The sequence below is a fragment of the Klebsiella spallanzanii genome (assembly GCF_902158555.1).
Taxonomy (GTDB): Bacteria; Pseudomonadota; Gammaproteobacteria; order Enterobacterales; family Enterobacteriaceae; genus Klebsiella; species Klebsiella spallanzanii.
In genome coordinates this window covers 26,302-45,793 of record NZ_CABGGS010000001.1, presented here as the reverse complement: position 1 = coordinate 45,793, position 19,492 = coordinate 26,302, and the positions used below count along the sequence as shown (strand labels likewise).

Annotated in this window: 18 protein-coding genes, 1 tRNA gene and 1 pseudogene; 12 read left to right on the top strand and 8 right to left on the bottom strand. The window is 55.1% G+C overall.

The genetic code is table 11. From position 1 onward, the window contains the following. The first annotated feature begins 110 nt into the window (after nucleotides 1–110). Both FN082_RS00230 and FN082_RS00225 read left to right on the top strand, forming a co-directional pair. Nucleotides 111–1,325 carry a citrate synthase family protein gene (locus FN082_RS00230; RefSeq protein WP_142980940.1) on the top strand — a complete coding sequence of 405 codons (1,215 nt, stop codon included), beginning with the start codon at nucleotides 111–113 and terminating at the stop codon, nucleotides 1,323–1,325. Between the two features lie 163 nt (nucleotides 1,326–1,488). Continuing rightward, nucleotides 1,489–2,517 (top strand): LLM class flavin-dependent oxidoreductase, encoded by a 1,029-nt coding sequence (locus FN082_RS00225; protein ID WP_139541100.1) that lies wholly within the window; start codon nucleotides 1,489–1,491, stop codon nucleotides 2,515–2,517. 52 nt (nucleotides 2,518–2,569) lie between these two features. On the opposite strand, the gene FN082_RS00220 is transcribed toward FN082_RS00225, so the two are convergent. The 5 genes from FN082_RS00220 to FN082_RS00200 all read right to left on the bottom strand — a co-directional run bounded on the left by FN082_RS00220 (nucleotide 2,570) and on the right by FN082_RS00200 (nucleotide 7,045). Further along, nucleotides 2,570–2,905 carry a gamma-glutamylcyclotransferase family protein gene (locus tag FN082_RS00220; protein ID WP_139541101.1) on the bottom strand — a complete coding sequence of 112 codons (336 nt, stop codon included), beginning with the start codon at nucleotides 2,903–2,905 and terminating at the stop codon, nucleotides 2,570–2,572. Between the two features lie 140 nt (nucleotides 2,906–3,045). Continuing rightward, entirely contained in the window at nucleotides 3,046–3,804 is a 759-nt protein-coding gene (dsbG, locus tag FN082_RS00215; RefSeq protein WP_139541102.1) for a thiol:disulfide interchange protein DsbG, read from the bottom strand. Between the two features lie 45 nt (nucleotides 3,805–3,849). Then, nucleotides 3,850–4,572 (bottom strand): DsbA family protein, encoded by a 723-nt coding sequence (locus FN082_RS00210; protein ID WP_139541103.1) that lies wholly within the window; start codon nucleotides 4,570–4,572, stop codon nucleotides 3,850–3,852. 6 nt (nucleotides 4,573–4,578) lie between these two features. Then, entirely contained in the window at nucleotides 4,579–6,621 is a 2,043-nt protein-coding gene (locus FN082_RS00205) for a protein-disulfide reductase DsbD family protein (protein WP_142980939.1), read from the bottom strand. Nucleotides 6,622–6,667: 46 nt separating this feature from the next. After that, a complete protein-coding gene (locus FN082_RS00200) occupies nucleotides 6,668–7,045 on the bottom strand; it encodes a hypothetical protein (RefSeq protein ID WP_142463962.1) in 378 nt (125 codons plus the stop codon). Nucleotides 7,046–7,340: 295 nt separating this feature from the next. On the opposite strand from FN082_RS00200, the pseudogene FN082_RS30535 reads away from it, so the two are divergent. The 7 genes and pseudogenes from FN082_RS30535 to FN082_RS00160 form a co-directional block, all read left to right on the top strand. Then, nucleotides 7,341–7,436: pseudogene (locus FN082_RS30535) on the top strand (hypothetical protein); the annotation flags it as partial. After that, nucleotides 7,419–7,494 (top strand) — tRNA-Thr (locus FN082_RS00190). The pseudogene FN082_RS30535 and the gene FN082_RS00190, both read left to right, overlap by 18 nt. 603 nt (nucleotides 7,495–8,097) lie before the next feature. Then, the gene (gene leuO, locus FN082_RS00180) at nucleotides 8,098–9,045 is read left to right on the top strand and encodes a transcriptional regulator LeuO (RefSeq protein ID WP_139541107.1); all 948 of its coding nucleotides are present in this window, start codon (nucleotides 8,098–8,100) and stop codon (nucleotides 9,043–9,045) included. A 294-nt stretch (nucleotides 9,046–9,339) separates the two neighbouring features. Continuing rightward, nucleotides 9,340–9,837, top strand: a complete 498-nt coding sequence (locus FN082_RS00175) for a hypothetical protein (protein ID WP_142463963.1) — start codon at nucleotides 9,340–9,342, stop codon at nucleotides 9,835–9,837. 419 nt (nucleotides 9,838–10,256) lie between these two features. Beyond that, a complete protein-coding gene (locus FN082_RS00170; RefSeq protein ID WP_142980937.1) occupies nucleotides 10,257–11,273 on the top strand; it encodes an iron ABC transporter substrate-binding protein in 1,017 nt (338 codons plus the stop codon). A gap of 23 nt (nucleotides 11,274–11,296) precedes the next feature. Next, on the top strand, nucleotides 11,297–12,871 hold the full coding sequence (locus tag FN082_RS00165; protein ID WP_185932093.1) for an ABC transporter permease: 1,575 nt from the start codon (nucleotides 11,297–11,299) through the stop codon (nucleotides 12,869–12,871). A 1-nt stretch (nucleotide 12,872) separates the two neighbouring features. After that, complete coding sequence (locus tag FN082_RS00160; protein WP_142981153.1) at nucleotides 12,873–13,901, top strand: ABC transporter ATP-binding protein; 1,029 nt, start codon at nucleotides 12,873–12,875, stop codon at nucleotides 13,899–13,901. 10 nt (nucleotides 13,902–13,911) lie between these two features. Here the strand turns inward: FN082_RS00160 and FN082_RS00155 are convergent, their stop codons facing one another. Then, nucleotides 13,912–14,880: a PDR/VanB family oxidoreductase gene (locus tag FN082_RS00155; protein WP_142980936.1), complete on the bottom strand. Its 969-nt coding sequence runs from the start codon at nucleotides 14,878–14,880 to the stop codon at nucleotides 13,912–13,914. A gap of 13 nt (nucleotides 14,881–14,893) precedes the next feature. Beyond that, the gene (gene hpxD / locus FN082_RS00150) at nucleotides 14,894–15,931 is read right to left on the bottom strand and encodes a molybdenum cofactor-independent xanthine hydroxylase subunit HpxD (protein WP_142463929.1); all 1,038 of its coding nucleotides are present in this window, start codon (nucleotides 15,929–15,931) and stop codon (nucleotides 14,894–14,896) included. A gap of 124 nt (nucleotides 15,932–16,055) precedes the next feature. Here hpxD and hpxR point away from each other — a divergent pair, with 124 nt between their 5' ends. Next, on the top strand, nucleotides 16,056–16,979 hold the full coding sequence (gene hpxR / locus FN082_RS00145; RefSeq protein WP_142463930.1) for a LysR family hpxDE operon transcriptional regulator HpxR: 924 nt from the start codon (nucleotides 16,056–16,058) through the stop codon (nucleotides 16,977–16,979). 230 nt (nucleotides 16,980–17,209) lie between these two features. Here the strand turns inward: hpxR and hpxO are convergent, their stop codons facing one another. Continuing rightward, nucleotides 17,210–18,364: an FAD-dependent urate hydroxylase HpxO gene (gene hpxO, locus FN082_RS00140; protein WP_142980935.1), complete on the bottom strand. Its 1,155-nt coding sequence runs from the start codon at nucleotides 18,362–18,364 to the stop codon at nucleotides 17,210–17,212. A 242-nt stretch (nucleotides 18,365–18,606) separates the two neighbouring features. Between hpxO and uraD the strand changes: the two genes are divergently transcribed. Next, nucleotides 18,607–19,107: a 2-oxo-4-hydroxy-4-carboxy-5-ureidoimidazoline decarboxylase gene (gene uraD / locus FN082_RS00135; protein ID WP_142980934.1), complete on the top strand. Its 501-nt coding sequence runs from the start codon at nucleotides 18,607–18,609 to the stop codon at nucleotides 19,105–19,107. After that, nucleotides 19,104–19,430: a hydroxyisourate hydrolase gene (gene uraH / locus FN082_RS00130; protein WP_139541114.1), complete on the top strand. Its 327-nt coding sequence runs from the start codon at nucleotides 19,104–19,106 to the stop codon at nucleotides 19,428–19,430. The genes uraD and uraH overlap by 4 nt, the downstream gene beginning before the upstream one ends. Nucleotides 19,431–19,492 lie beyond the last annotated feature (62 nt).

The following is a 19,492-nucleotide window of genomic DNA, read 5'->3' as shown; positions in this document are numbered from 1 at the left end:
GGTTATTATCAGGACTGGATTTTATCTACTCATTTTTGTACAGGACGACAGCATCCCGCTTACTCGATCTCTCATTTGATAGGTATTTGAGCTAAACCATGCAACCAAAGATGAAGTTAGCACCCTGGCTCACGCTGGATGAGGTTCAGGAATTTCTCGGCGTTCGTCCCCAGACTATCTATGCGTATGTCAGCCGTGGGTTAATCGCATCGCATCCCGACCCTCAGAATACGCGGCGCAGTCTGTATAGCGCGGAAAATATTCAGAACCTGAAGCAGAAAAAGCAGCAGGGAAGAAAACGCGAAACGCTTGCTGTTAACACGCTGTTTGGTACCGAGCCGAGCATTCCAACCGCTATTTCCACCTTTGCTAAAGGTCATTTGTATTACCGGGGAAAAGATGTCATTGCGTTCTCTGAAAACGCGACGCTTGAAGAGACGGCGCGTTTGCTCTGGAACGCTGAAATCACGTCCGGTTTTTCGGTCCCAACCCGGGATTATCCTCCCTCACCGCCGGAACGATCCCATGCGTTTATTGCTCTGGCTGCGGCAACCGCCTCGGGACATTCGACGCATGGGCGAACGCTTAAGGTTCTGCATGCCGAAGCCGCGACGCTGGTGGGACACCTGGCTTCGACGTTTGGCGCACTCAATCAACCCGAAATGTCGGTTCACCAGCGTCTTGCTTTGGGATGGGGCATGGAGAAAGAGGTGGCCAATATCCTGCGCAGGGCAATGGTGCTGTTGGCTGACCATGAATTGACAAGCTCCGCGTTTGCCTCCCGAATTGCCGCGTCTAACGGCGCATCGTTATCTGCCTGTCTGCTCACCGGGCTGGCGACGTTTACCGGGCCGCTACACGGCGATGCAACCCAGCGGGTTAAAGCGCTTTTTGATGAAGTTGAGCATTCGAATGCCGATCGGGTGGTTAACCGCTATCTCTCTTCTGCGCTCCCGATCCCGGGGTTCGGCCATCATCTTTATCCCGATGGCGATCCGCGCGCCATCGCGCTACTGGCAGAGTTTGCGCCGCCGCAGGAGATTGCGAAATTTATTGAAAAAGTGATAACGCTGACCGGCCTTCAGCCCAATATTGATGTGGTACTGGCCGCGCTGGTGGCCCGTTATCGTCTGCAGGGCGATGCAGCATTTGCGCTGTTTTCCATTGCTCGCAGCGTGGGGCTGCTGGCCCACGCCATGGAGCAAATCAATACCGGTAAGGTGATTCGTCCGCGCGGGCGATATATAGGACCAGAGTTAGAGGCATCGACCGAGACCTCTTTTTCAGACAACGCTGGCAGGCCGTGCCGCTTTACTCGCCAGTAAACTGAATCAGTCAATTTATTTGATGTATTCGGTTAAACAAAGGATATTTATTCTCACCTGGTAATGCGTAGAGTAGGGGGGATAACTCGACAGGAACGGGCTTTTCACGCGCGATAATCCGCCGCCTGTTGACGATTCCCCTGCAAACCAGGATACCCACGTCATGAAAAAGATTGGCTTTTTATCATTTGGTCACTGGACGCCGTCGCCGCAGTCCGGTACGCGTTCAGCCGCCGATGCGCTGCTGCAATCCATCGACCTGGCCGTTGCCGCCGAAGAGCTGGGCGCGGATGGCGCTTACTTCAGGGTGCATCATTTCGCTCGCCAGCTCAGCTCGCCGTTTCCTCTACTGGCAGCAGTCGGTGCGAAAACCAAAAGTATTGAAATTGGCACCGGCGTTATCGATATGCGCTATGAAAATCCGCTGTATATGGCAGAGGATGCAGGCGCTGCGGATCTCATTTCCGGCGGTCGTTTACAGCTGGGCATCAGCCGCGGCTCTCCGGAGCAGGTAATTGATGGCTGGCGCTATTTTGGTTACGTCCCCGCTGAAGGTGAAAACGAGTCGGACATGGCCCGCCGTCACACTGAAGTGTTGCTGGACGCGCTGCGGGGCGAAGGTTTTGCGAAGCCTAATCCGCAGCCGATGTTCCCCAACCCGCCTGGCCTGCTGCGCCTTGAGCCTCATTCCGAAGGCCTGCGCGATCGAATCTGGTGGGGGGCGGGGTCAAATGCGACGGCGATGTGGGCGGCAAAGCTTGGGATGAATCTGCAAAGTTCGACCTTGAAAGACGATGAAACCGGTGAGCCGTTCCATATTCAGCAGGCTAAACAGATCCGCGCCTATCGCGAGGCGTGGGCCGAGGCCGGTCATACGCGTACACCGCGGGTTTCGGTCAGCCGCAGCATTTTTGCCCTGATGGACGAGCGCGACCGGATGTATTTTGGCTCAGGTCGTGATGAGCGCGATTCGATAGGTTTTCTTGATGAGAAGACACGGGCGATTTTCGGGCGCAGCTACGCCGCAGAGCCGGACAAGCTGATAGAACAGCTGAAACAGGATGAAGCAATTGCTGAAGCGGATACGCTATTATTGACGGTACCGAACCAGCTGGGCGTGGATTATAACGCGCATGTGATTGAGTCTATTCTGAAACACGTTGCTCCGGCGCTGGGCTGGCGCGACGCATAAATGTGAAGTGTGTTACGCCCTGCAGACGTTCGGTATGCAGGGCGTAATTGTCTTACGAGGTCATCTTTGGCTGTAGCTGATAGATCCACGCGGCCACGCGTTGACCATCCTCCGTGGTAACTTCAACAGCAACGCGGTCGTAGCCATCTTCGAATTCGTCCAGCATTGACCAGTGAGCGTGAAGATTCGCGGACACGAAAAGGTAACCGTGGACGCGAGGGCCGCTTTTATCAAGCACGATCCCCGGAAAATCCGCCGCCGCTCCCCAGCCTCGTTCATAAAATGTGCCTGTCACGTAGCCTGGCAACCATTCTCCGCCGATGCTTTCCATAATATGGGCATTTGAGTGGCCCGGACGCAGCGTGCCGTAGACAAATAAGCGTTCCATTATTCCTCGTTAACTCAAGCAATGAATTCTGTATAAATGGGCAGAGCAAGACCCAAAGTACGAGGTAATGATGGGGTAAGCAAGGCGTTTTCGATGGCCAACAAAGCGCCCGGAAAGCGCTATGTTGGTCATCGGTTTAGTCAGGGTTTTGGCCCGAACATCTCTGTCAGCTGTTTCTCATCGGGCATGCCGATGACCTGCTGAAGTTCATTCTGTTCATTCATGTAATAGATTGCCGGCGTGGCGCTGGCCCCTAAATCATCCATCAGTTTTTGATGATGCTGAAGAAGATTAAAGGTTTCTCGCGGCGTAACCCCGTCAAAGCGCGGCAGTTTTTTGCCACCGGATAGCTCATACTCTTGCCACGCGGCGACCGGATCTTTGGCATTCAGAATAGCCGTTGCGTATCTGCCGCTTTTCGGGTTGAGAAAAGCAACCAGCAGGGTATTCAACTGGACCTTGCCCGCTTTTACCCACGGCTGGGCTGCAGACCAGAATTCTTTGCAATAGGGGCAAAAAGGATCGGCGAAGACAATGACTTTTCGGGCCGCCGAATCAGCACCTTCTTTGAGCGGCTGGGCATTATTTAGCGTTTTCCACATTTCGCGGCCTAAAGGGGTATAAATCGCCTCTTTGAACCAGGCTTCGCTAAGATTTTTACCTTTATCGTCATAAAGATATCCTGAAATGACGTGTTTCTCGTCCGGCGTCAAAAACATTGTCACCCCCATATCCTGGTACTGACCGACCCAGCCCTTAACGCCTCCGGTCGAATCTATCTCCTTGATAATTTTTATTCCCTGCTGCTCAGCAAAATTTTTAACTACCTGAGGGATAGCCTCTTCGGCAAAAGCCAGGCCCGACATCATCCAGGCCGCCAGGAGTAGAATATATTTCATCGTATTGCCTCTAAATTCTGGGGGCGCGCGTCCCCCAGACGTGGGTTATTGTTTCTTCAGCGCATCGCTGACCATAGCGTCAAATTGCTCATATGGGATCCAGCCTGACAGCATGTCATCGCCAATCAACGTGGCTGGCGTTCCCTGAATGCCAAGCTTTTCGGCGACAGAAAAGCTTTTCTTAATCGTTTCCAGACTTTGCTCATCCGGTGTGTCCACAATGACGCCCGCTTTCTTTTTCGCCTCCTCAATGCTGGCGGTATCGTGATACCCCTTTTTCGCCATCAGGATATGGTTAAATTTCATAAACTGTTGAGGATGCGTGCGCCAAAGGGTTAACGCATCCCTTGCCGAGGTGACTGAACTTTCCGAACGCCAGGGCAGAAACTTAAATATCACGGCAACTTCTGGATATTTTTCAACAATCTTTTCCAGATACGGATCAAACTTTTTGCAGTACGGACAGTTGTAATCGGTAAACACGACCAACGTCAGCTTCGGATTTTGTGCACCGATACGCGGTGAATTGGGGTCATGAAAAATAAAATCATTGTACTGCGAAATCACGTGTTTCAACTGTTCTTGCCCGGCCTCGGCATTTTGCCGATCGAGCTTATCGGCTGCGGCGACCAGGATCTCTGGATGGCTAAGCAGCGTCTCCTTAACCAGCTCTTGTACGCGGGCTTCTTGCGCCGGGGTAAGCGGCGAAGACGCCGATGCCTGCAAAGATGCCGAAAGGAGAATGAGAGTGAGCAGCGTTTTTTTCATAGCAAATTAACCTTTGGCATGATTGAGAGCATCGAGGACAGTCTGTTGATCGAGCAGCGGCGGGAGCATGACTCCCTGCGGGCTGCCTGGGCCATAAACTTCGTTAAAGGGAATGGCATAGCTATTTCTTTTCTGCAGGAAGCGGGTAATCAGGTCAGACGGTTTACTCCAGTCGCCGCGCAGCGCGACCACGTCAGGTTGACTCAGCGCGCTGATGATGGCGGGCTGATTTAATACCCGGTGTTCATTCACCTTACAGGTGACGCACCAGTCGGCCGATATATCGACAAAAACCCGTTTGCCATCGGCCAGCGCGCTCAGGATGGCGTCCTCGCTAAGGGGCTGCCAGCGGATGTGCTGCGCGGTCGTATCCTGCGAAGAGAGAGCGGCTTCATTAGCAAGCAGGCCGCGCACCTGATAGCCACCCAACGCCGCCAGCGCGATAACCACCAACCAGAAAGTTGGCGTCGTTCGCTTGCCGGTCACTAACAAGGCGAGCAGGGCCGCCAGGATAAGCGCCAGCGTAATCATGGCGCTGGACGTTTCGCCAAGATGGAGACTCAACAGCGTCGCCAGCCAGAAGCTGGAGGCCAGCATCATGGCACCGAGCACCATTTTTAACGTGTTCATCCAGCGGCCGGGGCGAGGGAGCAGCGTGGCCGTCTTAGGAATAATGGCGACGAACAGCCACGGCAGGGCCATGCCCAGTCCGAGCACCAGGAAAATCAGCCATAGCTCCTGAAGGGGGGCACCCAGCGCAAAAGCCACGGCCGTGCCCAGGAAGGGCGCGGAACAGGGGGTTGCCAACAGGGTAGCAAAAACACCTTCACAGAAACTGCCTGCTATCCCGGCGCCACCGGCGGTCGCCATTCGGCCAATGGCTGATGACGGCAATAACATCTCGAATACCCCGAAGAGGTTCAGCGAGAAGATAAATGTGACCGCGACCATTAGGCCGATAAACCAGGGATTCTGGAACTGTATCCCCCAGCCCAGCGATGAGCCGGTAAGTTTCAGAATGGTCACCATCAGCGCCAGCAAGGCAAACGAGGTCAAAATGCCGGCGCTGGTGGCCAGAAAACGCAACCTTACCTTGCCCTTATTTGACCCTGAATTCAGCACGGCGCTGAGCTTCATACCGAGCACCGGCAATACGCAGGGCATCAGGTTAAGGATTAACCCACCAAGTAGCGCGAAAAGCAGCATTTGTCCGAGATTAACCGCCGTTGTTCCCTGAGCTGCTGTCGTCGACGCTTGATCTGCCCCCACCGTGAGGCTGGTCTGCTGCGCTTTGCCACCATTTGTCAGAACAAACGACAGATTCTTCCCCGACAGCGTTGCGGGCTTCTCCCCCCATTCATCGGTAACCGGCACCGTAACCCGGAGGTTTGCCCCCTCGGTGCTAATGTGCGGATCGCCAGCAAGGATCCCCCCTTCTAACAGGTCAAAATAGATGCCAGGCTTTTTCCACTCACCGGATGTAGTACCCGTTATCACAAGGTGAGTACCGACCAGATGCGCGGAAAGATCGTCCGAAACCCCTTTATCCGCTGGGATACTCCGCATTGCTTGTTCGAAAGCGCTCTGAAAGCCGCTATCAACGGGCTGGTTGAAGTCCAGATGAAGCTTGTAGTCGGTCAACAGACAGACGTTGCTACAGGTGGATAGCGTGAGCGTACCCTCGAGTACATCGCCAGGATTGCCGGTGATAATCATCGGGATGACGACCTGTTGGTGATAACCCTGGGTTGTCAGGCCGGAAATCTCGAATCGCGATGGAACTGGCCAATACCACTGCGCCTGTTCATTGCCCTTCCAGACTATTTGCGGGGCGACGCCGCCTTCTCCCGGCGAGCGCCAATAGGTTTTCCAGCCGGAAGCAAGCTCAACCGAAAGCAGCCCGTAGATCCGGTCTTTCCCTTGTTCAGCCTGGAAGCGTATCCGGGCATGGTCGTTTTGTGGGGATGTCAGCCATCCTGTGTCCGCCGCATGAGCAACGCCCATACAGACCAGCAACAGGAAGACGATGCCCCTGAAGATATTCAGCATTTTTTTCTCCGTGAATGAAAAAGTTAATCGTGTGAAAAACGATTTTTCATTCGCGGAAAACGCAGTTTTTGAGATGAATTCGCAGCGTGGGTGGCCAGACGGGATCGTCTCTGAAAATGAAGATACGAACCGCGGCGAACAGCTGAAGCAGAGCAAGGAATATAATGACGGCAGGTAAAGCGCCATCAAAGAAAAGTGGCTGTGCGCAGAGCAAGGATTTGGCGCTCAGCTGGCAGGGAGAAGGCCCTTGCTCAGCGCCCTCTGACGGTTGCGGTGACAGCAGGCTGATGGTCGGCCCTTGAGCCTGGCGACTGGCGTCCTCCAAAAAATGGTGCAGATAGACCGCCCGCTGAACAAGGCAGATAGCCATGACCAGGCAAGTCAATATCAAAAACCATTTACCAGGGAGCTGACGATTGTGCATAGGATACCGGGTCATTTCAGAACCCGCAGATCATAAACAATACTTATCAATGTTCAAGAGGCTATCGTGTAAGGTTTTGTCTGTATCCAGTATTGGTGATTTTTCCTTGAGCGGAAAGATCTTTGCGAGACCCGCTTTCCCGCGTTGATTCTGGGTTCATCGTTAGCCTAATCATGTATGGATTCGGATATTTCATGCATTTATATTATTTACATAGTTAATTAATCTGGTTACTATGCGCGCCGCTAATCAGTATCGGCAAGCCACTACTGTAGGATTTACTGATTAGTACCTGACCGCCATTAGCTCATCTGGAAGAGCGAACGACGTACGTTGTAGGGAACGGGGTTCGAGGCCTCGATGGCGGCCCAATGCCGACTTAGCTCAGTAGGTAGAGCAACTGACTTGTAATCAGTAGGTCACCAGTTCGATTCCGGTAGTCGGCACCATTTTTCCCCTGGGTTTTAGCTGATAATGAGCGAAATAATCCGCAACCTCCCGCTTGTATCGATATTTCCGTCTTTCTTCTGCACGATTATTGCCACGCTCTTAAACCTCTCAATTGTTATTCCGTCATAGGCATTGCAATTGCCTGTATAACGATTTCAGCCACGCCCATCAACGCGGCGATATGCGAATTAACTGTTAAATCGACTGGTTTGCTGACAGCAACATAGTTGCATTTTAAACACTCACACGTAAGTGCTATTTGATAGTTTCAATGAGAATTTACTTATTAGGATTAAGTCGCGTATTTTTCAGAAATTTCACTAGTTTTTATATGGTATTGTTCCTTGTTCAAGGAGTGAACGAAGGGAAAAATAATGCTGTATCGCTACGCCGTTTTCTCCAGAAAACACAACACGTTTCATATTCTTTTGCTGTTTACCATCTTGATAATAAGTTTCATACATTTGAGCGTGCTGCTGGAAACGGATAACACATGGCTGCTGTTGCCAATGATGATTTATCTTCCCATCTTTTTTCTTTGGCGAAAGATCTCAGTGTTACGAAGCAGAATCGCTAATTAATGTGCTGGTGGAGTTCCCAACATGAGTGAAAATACAACGTCTAAACCAACCTCTGAACCAAAAATCATGCAACCTGCATTGCGCAGAGTGGATCTTAATTTGCTGACCATTTTTGATACCGTGATGCAGGAAAAAAGTTTAACCAGAGCAGCGCAAACTTTGGGGATGTCGCAACCTGCCGTCAGTAGCGCAGTATCTCGCCTGAAGGTGCTGTTTAAGGACGAACTGTTTGTTCGCAACGGTCGCGGGATTAAACCGACAGATCGCGCCTTCCAGCTATTTAGTTCGGTTCGACGGGCGCTGCAGTTGGTGCAAAATGAGCTACCGGATACGCTCTTCGACCCGCTTGACTGCGAACGCGTTTACAATCTTTGCGTCTGTAGCCCTCTGGATAACTACCTGACACCGCTGATTTTTAACAAAATAAGTGAGATTGCGCCGAGGGTCAGTCTCTCCTTTAAATCCTCGCTGAGTCAGCAGGTCATCAATCAGCTTCGCTACCAGGAGGTTGAATTTGTTCTCGATTACAACAAATTCAATCATCCGGAGTTTACCAGCATCCCATTGTTCAATGATGAAATGGTGTTGGTTGCCAGGCGAGGCCATCCACGCATTACAGCCTCGCTGGACGAGCAGGAGATTTATCAGGAGCAGCATGCAACCGTCGCCCTCGATCGCTATGCGTCATTCAGCCATCCCTGGTATAGCTCCGAAGAGCAGCAGGCCTGTATTGCTTTTCACGGTAATGCGCTGGTCAGCGTATTGAGCGTGGTGTCGCAAACCAATATGGTGGCTATCGCGCCCGAGTGGTTGGCCAGAGAGTTTGAAGAACAATTTGCGCTACAGCTGCTGCCGCTGCCTTTAGATATGAACAGTCGAACCTGCTATCTCTCGTGGCATGAAACGGCAGGTCAGGAGAGAAGCCACCGCTGGATGGCTGAGCTGTTGACCAAAATTTGCCAGCGTTAAATATATTTCAATAAATACCTGGTCAGACGCCGGGTATTTATTGCCGTTTATCGGATCCAGTCTTGAGAGTAAATTTAATAGTATTAAATTTATCTGTCCTTTTACCGGTTAAATAACAGCTGACGTTATTATTTGATATAATTTGCAGACATAAAATTCATTGCAATATCAAGTTGCAGAAAATCAGCCATTTGTACAGCAGACCTGCGCGGCGGTTTCTATACTCTCAATATCCAGTGGGGCTGATGCCTGAACCAAGAGATGATGTTGATGTACAGAAAAATGAAGTGCGCGATGGCGTCTGCCGCCATGTTTGCCTCGACGACGTTCGTGCAGGCTGATGAAATCAATCTCTATTCGGTAAATACCGGTTCATGGATTTATCATTTATCGAACAACCACGGGCAGTACACTGAAGGTTTTGATAACCAGTTTGCCTCCGTCGAGCGCAAGTTCTCTGAGGACTCAAAGTACAGCCTGCTGGCCGGGACGATGAAAAACAGCTTTGATGACCGCTGCATTGCGCTTGGCGTGCGCCGCGATTGGGTATCCTTCGGCAACGGTTGGGTATTTAAGGGGATTTACGGCTACGTGGGTGAATTCTTCTTCGATGCTTTTGAGCACTGCGGGGATCATGGCTCTTATAAAGATTTTAAAGATGCCACCGGGATCGGCTTTTCTCCCTACATTTATCATGGTTTTCAGTACAACTTTACCGATTACTTTGGCATTGAAACCGGGATTATTATCCCGACCGTTTTTGTCGTCAGCATTCAGTGGAGTTTTCGCTAGTTACGGATGTATTCTGTATCACGCTAATGCGATGCCGATCATGTTTTTAATTAATGGCTGTAAAAAGTTAAATCGTCTTAAGGTTATTTTAATGTTCATTATTCCCATCCTTTTTTAAAAGAATTTTCCCGCCCCCAAATACCCGCGCTCAGTATATTTCACTCTTTTCATTAGATGGTAATTGTTTTCATTATCATTCACATTTCACTGTGTTTTAATCCTTTCCGCCGGCTGGTTGGTTTAGTTTGCCCACATATACTAAGAGCCTACCCCATTAGGCTACTTTATTTGCCATTTTGGCCCTGGGCAGTGCTCACAACCCTCACGTACTACGTGTACGCTCCGGTTGTTCCGCGCTGTCCGTGTCCAAACTGACTACAACAATTACGCCTACTGGGATAGGCTCTAAGGATTAGCTTATGCGTTTTCGCTTATCGTTTTATTGCACCGCTGCGTTGCTTGCTTCTTCTGCATTTCTTGCCCCGCAGGTTATGGCTGCTGACAGCAGCGAGGGAATTGTCGTCTATAACGCGCAGCATGAAAATCTGGTTAAGTCATGGGTGGATGGCTTTACCAAAGAGACAGGAATTAAAGTGACGCTGCGTAACGGCGGCGATAGCGAGCTGGGGAATCAACTGGTGCAGGAGGGGTCTGCCTCCCCGGCGGATGTCTTCCTGACGGAAAACTCTCCGGCGATGGTGCTGGTGGATAACGCGAAGCTGTTTGCACCGCTGGCGTCTGAAACTCTCAAGCAGGTTGCGCCGCAATACCGCCCTGAACACGGACGCTGGATTGGCATTGCCGCCCGCAGTACCGTATTCGTCTATAACCCGGCAAAAATCAGCGAAGCGCAGCTGCCAAAATCGCTGATGGATCTGGCGCAGCCGGAGTGGAAAGGCCGCTGGGGCGCTTCGCCATCGGGCGCGGATTTCCAGGCCATCGTCAGCGCTATGCTGGCGCTGAAGGGGGAGCAGGCTACGCTCGAATGGCTCAAAGCGATGAAAACTAATTTCGTGGCCTACAAAGGCAACAGTACGGTGATGAAGGCGGTGAATGCCGGTCAGATTGATGGCGGCGTTATCTACCATTACTACCGCTTTGTCGATCAGGCGAAAACCGGCGAGAACAGCAACAACACCCGTCTCTACTACTTTAAAAACCAGGACCCGGGCGCTTTTGTCAGCATTTCCGGCGGTGGCGTTCTGGCTTCCAGCAAACATCAGGAACAGGCGCAGGCCTTTATCAAGTGGATAACCGGCAAGCAGGGCCAGGAAGAGCTGCGTACCAACAACGCCTTTGAATATGCCGTGGGCGTTAACGCCGCCTCCAACCCGAAATTGACACCGCTGAAAGACCTGGATGCGCCGAAGGTTGAGCCGTCTTCACTGAACAGCAAAAAAGTGGTCGATTTGATGACCCAGGCTGGCCTGCTGTAATCGCCAGATAAAGTGAATACGCCATGTCTTCTCTGAGTTTCGCGCTCGGGAAAAAAGCACAACGCCTGCCCGAGCGCAGGCGTCCTGCCTTCCCGATGATCGCTTTAGCTATTCTGTTTTCCCTGATGGCGCTGCTGCCGCTGGGATTTGTTGTTGCCGTAGGCATTGAAACCGGTTGGCAGACAATCAAAACGCTGGTATTTCGCCCGCGCGTCGGTGAGCTGCTGAGTAATACCCTGTGGCTTATTGCGCTGACGGTACCGCTTTGCATTGCGCTGGGCGTTGCTCTGGCCTGGCTCACGGAGCGGACCTTGCTGGCCGGACGGCGAGTCTGGTCGGTGCTGGCGGTTGCGCCGCTGGCGATCCCGGCCTTCGTGCAAAGCTACGCCTGGGTCAGCGCGGTGCCCTCATTGCACGGTCTTTCCGCCGGGGTATTCCTTTCGCTGCTGGCCTATTACCCGTTTATCTATATGCCGGTTGCCGCGGTATTGCGGCGTCTGGATCCCACGCTGGAAGATGTCGCCGCCTCATTAGGCACGCCGCCGTGGCGCGTCTTTTTGCGCGTGGTTTTACCGCAGCTCAGACTGGCGCTATGCGGCGGCGCGCTGCTGGTGGCGCTACACCTGCTGGCGGAGTACGGCCTGTTTGCGATGGTCCGTTTTGATACCTTTACGACCGCTATTTACGACCAGTTCCAGTCGACTTTCAGCGGCCCGGCGGCGAATATGCTGGCCGGGGTGCTGGCGCTCTGCTGTCTGGCCATTCTACTGCTGGAAGGGGCATCGCGGGGAAAAACGCGCTATGCCAGAATTGGGTCTGGAGCGGCACGCGAACAAAAACGCTGGCGGCTGAGCCTGCGGGCAGCGATCCCGCTACAGCTCGCGCTGCTGACGCTGGTCATCCTGGCGCTGGGGGTTCCGCTGATGGTGCTCTGCCGCTGGCTATGGCTGGGCGGAATGGCGAGCTGGATGAACGCCGACCTTTGGCACTCTCTGCGGCAAACGCTATTTCTTGGCGCAGTGGGCGCTCTCCTCACCACCGCCTGCGCGGTCCCTATCGCCTGGCTGGGCGTTCGCTACCCGCAGCGTCTTTTTCGCCTGCTGGAGGGGTGTAACTACGTGACCAGCTCTCTGCCCGGCATTGTCACGGCGCTGGCGCTGGTGACGGTCACCATTCACTACGCGCGCCCCATCTATCAAACTGAAGTCACGCTGTTCCTGGCTTACCTGCTGATGTTTATGCCCAGAGCGCTTATCAACCTGCGCGCCGGGATCGCTCAGGCCCCGGTCGAGCTGGAAAACGTCGCCCGCAGTTTAGGCCGCAGCCCCGCTCGGGCGCTGTGGAGCGTGACGATGCGCCTGGCAGCGCCGGGCGCGGCGGCGGGGGCGGCGCTGGTATTCCTCGGTGTGACTAATGAACTGACCGCCACGCTGCTGCTCTCTCCGCTCGGTACCCGCACGCTCTCAACCGGCTTCTGGGCCTTAACCAGCGAGATTGATTATGTCGCCGCTGCGCCTTACGCGATGCTGATGGTTCTGCTGTCGCTGCCGCTGACCGGTATTCTCTATGTACAGTCGAAAAAAATTGCAGGCCTGTAAAATGCTCGAACTCTCCTCAATCTCAAAATCTTTTGCCGGTACGCGCGTGCTCGATGACCTGAATCTGACGGTGGCCGCAGGCAGTCGGACGGCGATTGTCGGCCCCTCCGGCTCCGGTAAAACGACGCTGCTGCGGATCCTTGCGGGCTTCGAAACGCCGGACAGCGGGCGCATCGTGTTGCAGGGGCGAACGCTGTTTACACAGGGGACATTTATCCCGGCCCACCTGCGTGGGGTGGGCTTTGTTCCGCAGGAAGGCGCGCTGTTCCCCCATCTTAACGTTGCGGACAATATTGCCTGGGGTCTGGACGGCAGTCGTCAGGAGAAATACCTGCGGGTGGCGGCGCTAATGGAGATGGTGTCGCTGGACAGCCAGCTTTCGAACCACTGGCCGCATGAAATCTCCGGCGGTCAGCAGCAGCGCGTCGCTCTGGCACGCGCGCTGGCGCAGCGGCCTGCGCTGATGCTGCTGGATGAACCTTTCTCGGCCCTCGATACCGGGTTGCGTGCGACCACGCGTAAAGCCACGGCGGATCTCCTGGAACAGGCTGGAGTCGCGTCGATCCTGGTGACCCACGATCAGAACGAAGCGCTCTCCTTTGCCAGCCAGGTTGCGGTAATGCGTCAGGGGCGTTTTGCCCAGGTTGGTACGCCGTTTGAGGTCTATAGCCATCCCGTTGATGAAGAGACCGCGCTATTTCTCGGCGATGCGCTGATGCTGCCTGCCAAGCTTCGCGGCGGACGCGCGAGCTGCGCGATTGGCGAAGTATTCACCGACAATCCTGATGCCGTCGGACAGGGGCGGGTGATGCTGCGCCCGGAGCAACTGATTATTTCTGCCTGTCCGGCAGAGGAAAACCCTCTGACCATTCGCGATGTCGATTTTACCGGCCACCTGTCAACGTTAACCCTGGCGATGCCCGGTCAGCACCCGCCGCTAATCGTTAAAACCGTCAGCCAGCAGAACTGGAGAGTGGGGGCGGCGGTGCGAATTGACGTCGTGGGCAAGGCGCGAGTCTTTGTTAGTTAACGTCGCAAAGTCATAAATCAATGCACAGATTTGCCGACCGACTGCGCGAGCAGCACAGGGCAATCTGCTGCGCGCTGGCGGATTTCTCCGCCTCCGACTGCACGGTGTCGCGATGATCGACAACCCCGTCGATGACCGGCGTCAGGCAGGCGCCGCAAATCCCCATCTCGCAGGAGAGCGGGACGGCGACGCCGTTCTCCTGGAGTACCTGAGCAATGGTTTTATCCGGGGGCACCGGCCACTGCTCGCCCGATGACGCCAGCGTCACGTTAAAGGTTTCTCCCTCCTGGCCACCGGCTGGCGTTACGATGGGCTGAAAGGCTTCGCTATGGATCAGCGCTTCGGTCCAGCCTTTTTCCTGCGCCACCCGACGCGCGGTGGCCATAAAACCCTCCGGTCCGCAGAGATATATCGGATGCCTGGTATGCGCATCCTTCAGCGCTGCGGCCAAATTATGTCGGGCGCTGTGCCCTTCGCAAGAGCTGTGAATCACCACGCTTTCAGCGCTGAACTGCTGCTGCAGTTCGCGTACAAACGCCCCCTGTTGGCGGTTTTTCAGGTAATAGTGCAGCGTAAACGGCACACCCTCTGCGTCCAGTCTCAGCGCCATCGCATACAGCGGCGTGATCCCGATCCCGGCGGCCAGCAGCGTCACCCGTTCCGCCGCGCGTAAAGGAAACAGGTTCCGCGGATGGGAAATCAGCAGCGTCTGGCCAGCGCGCAACTGCTGATGAATATAGCGCGAGCCGCCGCGGGACGTTTTCTCCAGCGCGACGCAAATCAGGTATCCGTCATCGGGACTTTCAGGGCCGGTAAGCGAATACTGGCGGATAATCCCGCAGGGCAGATGCACATCAATATGCGCGCCGGGCTGCCAGCCGGGGAGCGGTTGACCGTTCTGCGCTACCAGCCTGACGGCGAGGCTTTGACTCCCCTGACGCCAGAGACCGTCAACGATAACCTCTATTATATCGCTCATGATGATTCTCCACTCAGACGAGGAAAAAGTCGCCGAAGCCCATTTTCTTCAGCCCGCGCCGATAGGCAATTGAGCTGCGATCGGCGGGGATATGCGCTTCGAGGGTTAAATCCAGCGGTAATCTTTCCGGGCGCTGGGTCTCCACCATCAGGCGGTCTTCCTCAAAGACGCGCAGGTTAAACGCGTGGACATCTTCCACCGGCACGTGCAGGTCGAAATTGCGCGCGATAGGCGCAAACATCCGGGTTATTCGCGAGGAAACGGGTGAGGCGGCGTTCATAATCACCAGCCTGGCATCACCGGGGAAATGGATCGTCAGGGTGGCGGTAAACGGCAGATGCATCTCGAAATGACGCAGCCACTGGAAACCTTCCGGCGCGCGAAATTCGGAGCTGGCGGGATAGTTGCCGACCGAACTCCAGTAATCGGCGATAAAACCAAACGCCGTTTCCTGCGGGTTGTAGTTCGGTACCACCTGATTATCCGGGTCGGCGAAGGTATCGGTATGGATCCACGCAAAATGAGCGACATCCAGAAAGCCCTCAACCTGGCGGCCCGCAAAGCCGTTGACTTCAAAGGCCGGGCAGTTAATTTGCTGAAAGCCGTCGTCGTGCCAGTGCGGCATCACCGGCAGCGGCAGAGGATTTTCCGGGTCGAAGGCCAGGCAGGTCCAGATCAGACCATAGCGCTCCTCCGCCGCAAAAGAGGTGAGGTTAAGCTTTGCCGGTACCGGTTGGTCAGGACTGGAAGGGATGCGGTTGCAGCGGCCATCTTCGCCGAAGCGCAGGCCGTGGTAGGGGCAGACGATCCCTTCCTCATCATGAAAACCGAGCGTCAGCGGCACGCCGCGATGGGGGCAGACGTCGCGAGCGACCACCACCTGTCCCTTAATTCGATAGATAACCAGCTGCTCATCAAGCAGGACGGCTTTCACCGGCGCGGGGCCGATATCGCAGGCGCGGGCGACAGGGTGCCAGCATTTTGCCAGGCGCAGCCAGTCTTCAGGCTCAAAGGTGCAATGGGCGGGTGGGGTGGGTTGTTGTCTGTTCATGGCTTCTCTTCCTGCTCACAAAAACATTTGTTTAATTGTTGTGAGTTTATTGTTGCCATATTAGGGTGTTGACATCCATCGTCATTAATTCAGTTAGCTGTTGCAAAAAAGAGAACAGGTACCCATGAGCCCATTTTCGCGTTTTGCTCTCTATTTTGCCGAGGTGGCCCGCAGCGGCAGCCTGCGGCGGGCGGCGGAAAAACTGCATATTTCCGCTTCGGCCATTAACCGGCAAATTTTGCAGGCGGAAGAGGATTTCGGCACGCCGCTGTTTGAGCGCCTGCCGGAAGGTCTGCGCATGACCACCGCCGGAGAGTTGTTGTACGACAACCTGCTGCGCTGGCAAAAGGAGTTTCATCTGACGCGGCAGAAGTTTGATGAGCTGCAGGGGCTGAAGCGCGGTACCGTTAGCGTTGGTATGGTGCAGGCACTGGCGGAAGGGAGCTTTGCCGCCGCGCTGGCGGAGATCATCGGCAACTGGCAGTGGCTGGAGCTGAATTTGCAGGTAGCGGACAGCCACACCGTCAGTCAGAAGGTGCGGCAAGCGGATCTCGATTTTGGCCTGATTCTGGACCCCGAAGGCCAGGCCGGGCTAAGCGTGCTGGCCTTTGCAGAGCTGGAGATGGGCGTGGTGATGCGCCCGGATCGTCCCCAGGCGCATGCTGCGATGCTCTCATTGGGTGAACTAAGCGAGGAGCGGCATATTCTTCCCGGCGCGCCGCTGATCGTCCATGAGCGGGTGGCGATGCTCTATCGACATTATGATTTTTCCCCGGCGAACAGCGTCAGCTGCAACGATATCCGGCTGATTAAGTCGCTGGTGCTCAAAGGCAGCGGCGTGACTATCCTCAGCCGCCTGGACGTGCTGGATGAGGTAAAAAGCGGGCAACTGGCGTTTGTCCCGTTGCGCAACAAGCTGCTACGACCTCTCACCCTGGCCCTGTGTACCGCTCCCTCGCGCCAGCTTTCCCGCCCGGCGCAAATGGCGATTCAGAAACTCACCGCGGTGATGGAGGAGATGCAGACACCGTCCTCTGCGAGCGAGTAGCCCGGCCTGAAATCCTCTGCGCTTTGCCTCCCCGGTGGTGCTGCGCTTACCGGGGCTACGGGTTCACCGCCGTCTGCGGGCTGGTAGCCCGGACAGGCGCAACGCGCCGCCTCCGGGAATGTGCCTAACCTGAAATTTCCTGCAACCTGTTTCCCCGGTGGCGCTGCGGCTTCCCGGGCTACGGGTTTATTGCCGTCTGCAACCCGGGAAGGGAGCTGATGCCAATATCTTTACCCTAACGGGCCGCCCTGAATGGTTTCGCACAGGCCGTTGATAATCCGCTCACCGGTCTCGGTTTTCAGCTCCTGGTACCAGGCTTGCGTCTGCGCCATATCTTTGCCATGGGTCACATCACAACGTTTACGCGCTTTCAGCACCAGGTCGCGAACCCGGTCGCGGCGCAGTGCTTCATACTGCTGCAATACCCCGGCAATATCGTGGCTCTGGCGGAACAGATCTCCCAGCACCACCGCATCTTCCATCGCCGCGCAGCCGCCCTGGCCGATATCCGGGGTGGTGCTGTGCCCGGCGTCGCCCAGCAGAGCGACCTTACCGCGGATCAGCTTATCAAACGGCTCAATATCATGGATTTCAATCCGGTTGGTGGTCTGCGGATCGAGAGCGGAAATCAGCTTCTGCACCTGCGGCGCCCAACCGCTGAAATAACGGCTGAGATCCGCCCGCAACGTGTTGCGATCCTCAGCAAGCCCGGTCGGGAGCGGAACATCAAAGAAAAAGTAAAACCGTCCATCAGAGACCGGCATCAGCGACACGCGTTTGCCCTCGCCGACAAAGGTCGTCCACTGATTACCCGGCGCAATCGCCTCATCGATTTCTACCAGACCATTCCAGTTAACGTAGCCCGCGTAGCGCCGCTCCGGGCTAAAGCCGAGGACGTAAGGGCGCAGCGCTGAATGGCTACCGTCGGCGGCAATTAAACAATCCCCCTCAGCAGTCGACCCGTCGGTAAACCAGACGCGAACGCCGTCGGCGTGTTCTTCGCAGCGGGTGACCCGTTTACCAAACTGCACGGCATCGCGCCCCCAGAAGTCGAGCATTTCTCGCTGCAGCTCGGCGCGGGACACCGGGCAGGGACGACCTCCGGTGCGCTCCACCAGCGGAGCAAGGCTGAACTGGGTAAGGTTCTCTCCCTGCAGGTAATCCTTGTAAGCCAGAAAATGCATCGGGCCGCCGTAGTTCTCGATAATCTCGCCCATGCCCAAATGCTGCATACACTTCACGCCGTTGGGCCAGATAGAGATAGCCGCGCCCACCGGCTTAATTTCTTTAACTGCTTCAAACACTTCGCAGTCTATGCCTGCATTTTTCAGCGCCACCGCCGCGCTCAGGCCGCCAATTCCGCCGCCGATAACTAATGCTTTCATTTACTTCTCCTTTGCCTGGGTCGTTATTGGCTTGAGCAATTTGCGTACCACCCTGTTGAACGGCGATATTTACGGCAAAGGGCGGCGTAAATGCGCCAAAGTAGTGCGTTTTGCCACCACGAGTGCCTTTTTATGAATCAAAAATTGCTAATTGAGTTATGGGGAATCTATTGTTTCATGCAGGGGAGGTTTGGCGTGGTTTATGCAAGGTTCAGGTTGTGAGTGAGGCTAAAGGAGCCACGATGATTTCTCTGGAACGCTTTAATCAGCTCAGTCAAGACGATGCTCGCGCTGTACTTCAGCCCTGCGTAGCGCTTCCAATCTGGTCAGCGTCGCTGATACAGGCACGACCATTTGCGAATTTTGCCGTGCTGCTCAGCACCGCGCAGCAGCTGATGCAGGAGTGGGGAGAGGCGGAATTGAACGAGGCGCTGAGCGCCCATCCGCGTATCGGCGAGAAGCCCTCAGGGCAAGAGGCGCATGCGGCGCTCTCACGTCAGGAACAAGGAAGCGTTAACGATCGCGATGCCCGGCTGAGCCAGGCGCTGAAAGAGGGCAATGCCCGCTACGAAGCGCGGTTTGGTCGGGTCTTTTTGATTCGCGCCAAAGGGCGCAACGGGGATGAGATCTTAGCGATGCTGTCGCGTCGTTTGCGTAATAGCGATAGCGAAGAAGTACAGGACGCGTTAGCGCAGCTGCGCGAAATCACCTTATTAAGACTGGAAGGAGTTATTGGCGAATGAGCACGTTAAGTACCCATATTCTGGATATCTCAACCGGCCGCCCGGCGCAGGGCGTTAAGGTTGTGCTGGAGCGAGAAGGGGCGCGGATTGCCAGCGGCGTGACCGATAGTCATGGCCGCATTGGCGAACTGGGGGCCGGGCCGCTGGCGGTGGGGTGTTACCGGCTGGTTGCCGAGATTGGCGAATGGTTTGCCGCCAGCGGGCGCGAGACACTGTATCTGAACGCGCAGATTGATTTTGTCATCCGCGAGGCGGCGGACGACCATTTTCATCTGCCTTTTTTAATTGCTCCCGGCGGCTGGTCGACCTATCGCGGCAGCTAAATTCCCCCGGCGGCGGCGCTGTAGTTTGGTAGCCCGGGTAAGGCGCTTGCGCCGCGATCCGG

Excerpts from the sequence above, each read along its gene's own strand:
- FN082_RS00230 (WP_142980940.1), top strand. The coding sequence starts at position 111 with ATGAAGTTAGCACCCTGGCTCACGCTGGATGAGGTTCAGGAATTTCTC.
- FN082_RS00225 (WP_139541100.1), top strand. The coding sequence starts at position 1,489 with ATGAAAAAGATTGGCTTTTTATCATTTGGTCACTGGACGCCGTCGCCG.
- FN082_RS00220 (WP_139541101.1), bottom strand. The coding sequence starts at position 2,905 with ATGGAACGCTTATTTGTCTACGGCACGCTGCGTCCGGGCCACTCAAAT.
- dsbG (WP_139541102.1), bottom strand. The coding sequence starts at position 3,804 with ATGAAATATATTCTACTCCTGGCGGCCTGGATGATGTCGGGCCTGGCT.
- FN082_RS00210 (WP_139541103.1), bottom strand. The coding sequence starts at position 4,572 with ATGAAAAAAACGCTGCTCACTCTCATTCTCCTTTCGGCATCTTTGCAG.
- FN082_RS00205 (WP_142980939.1), bottom strand. The coding sequence starts at position 6,621 with ATGCTGAATATCTTCAGGGGCATCGTCTTCCTGTTGCTGGTCTGTATG.
- FN082_RS00200 (WP_142463962.1), bottom strand. The coding sequence starts at position 7,045 with ATGCACAATCGTCAGCTCCCTGGTAAATGGTTTTTGATATTGACTTGC.
- leuO (WP_139541107.1), top strand. The coding sequence starts at position 8,098 with ATGAGTGAAAATACAACGTCTAAACCAACCTCTGAACCAAAAATCATG.
- FN082_RS00175 (WP_142463963.1), top strand. The coding sequence starts at position 9,340 with ATGGCGTCTGCCGCCATGTTTGCCTCGACGACGTTCGTGCAGGCTGAT.
- FN082_RS00170 (WP_142980937.1), top strand. The coding sequence starts at position 10,257 with ATGCGTTTTCGCTTATCGTTTTATTGCACCGCTGCGTTGCTTGCTTCT.
- FN082_RS00165 (WP_185932093.1), top strand. The coding sequence starts at position 11,297 with ATGTCTTCTCTGAGTTTCGCGCTCGGGAAAAAAGCACAACGCCTGCCC.
- FN082_RS00160 (WP_142981153.1), top strand. The coding sequence starts at position 12,873 with ATGCTCGAACTCTCCTCAATCTCAAAATCTTTTGCCGGTACGCGCGTG.
- FN082_RS00155 (WP_142980936.1), bottom strand. The coding sequence starts at position 14,880 with ATGAGCGATATAATAGAGGTTATCGTTGACGGTCTCTGGCGTCAGGGG.
- hpxD (WP_142463929.1), bottom strand. The coding sequence starts at position 15,931 with ATGAACAGACAACAACCCACCCCACCCGCCCATTGCACCTTTGAGCCT.
- hpxR (WP_142463930.1), top strand. The coding sequence starts at position 16,056 with ATGAGCCCATTTTCGCGTTTTGCTCTCTATTTTGCCGAGGTGGCCCGC.
- hpxO (WP_142980935.1), bottom strand. The coding sequence starts at position 18,364 with ATGAAAGCATTAGTTATCGGCGGCGGAATTGGCGGCCTGAGCGCGGCG.
- uraD (WP_142980934.1), top strand. The coding sequence starts at position 18,607 with ATGATTTCTCTGGAACGCTTTAATCAGCTCAGTCAAGACGATGCTCGC.
- uraH (WP_139541114.1), top strand. The coding sequence starts at position 19,104 with ATGAGCACGTTAAGTACCCATATTCTGGATATCTCAACCGGCCGCCCG.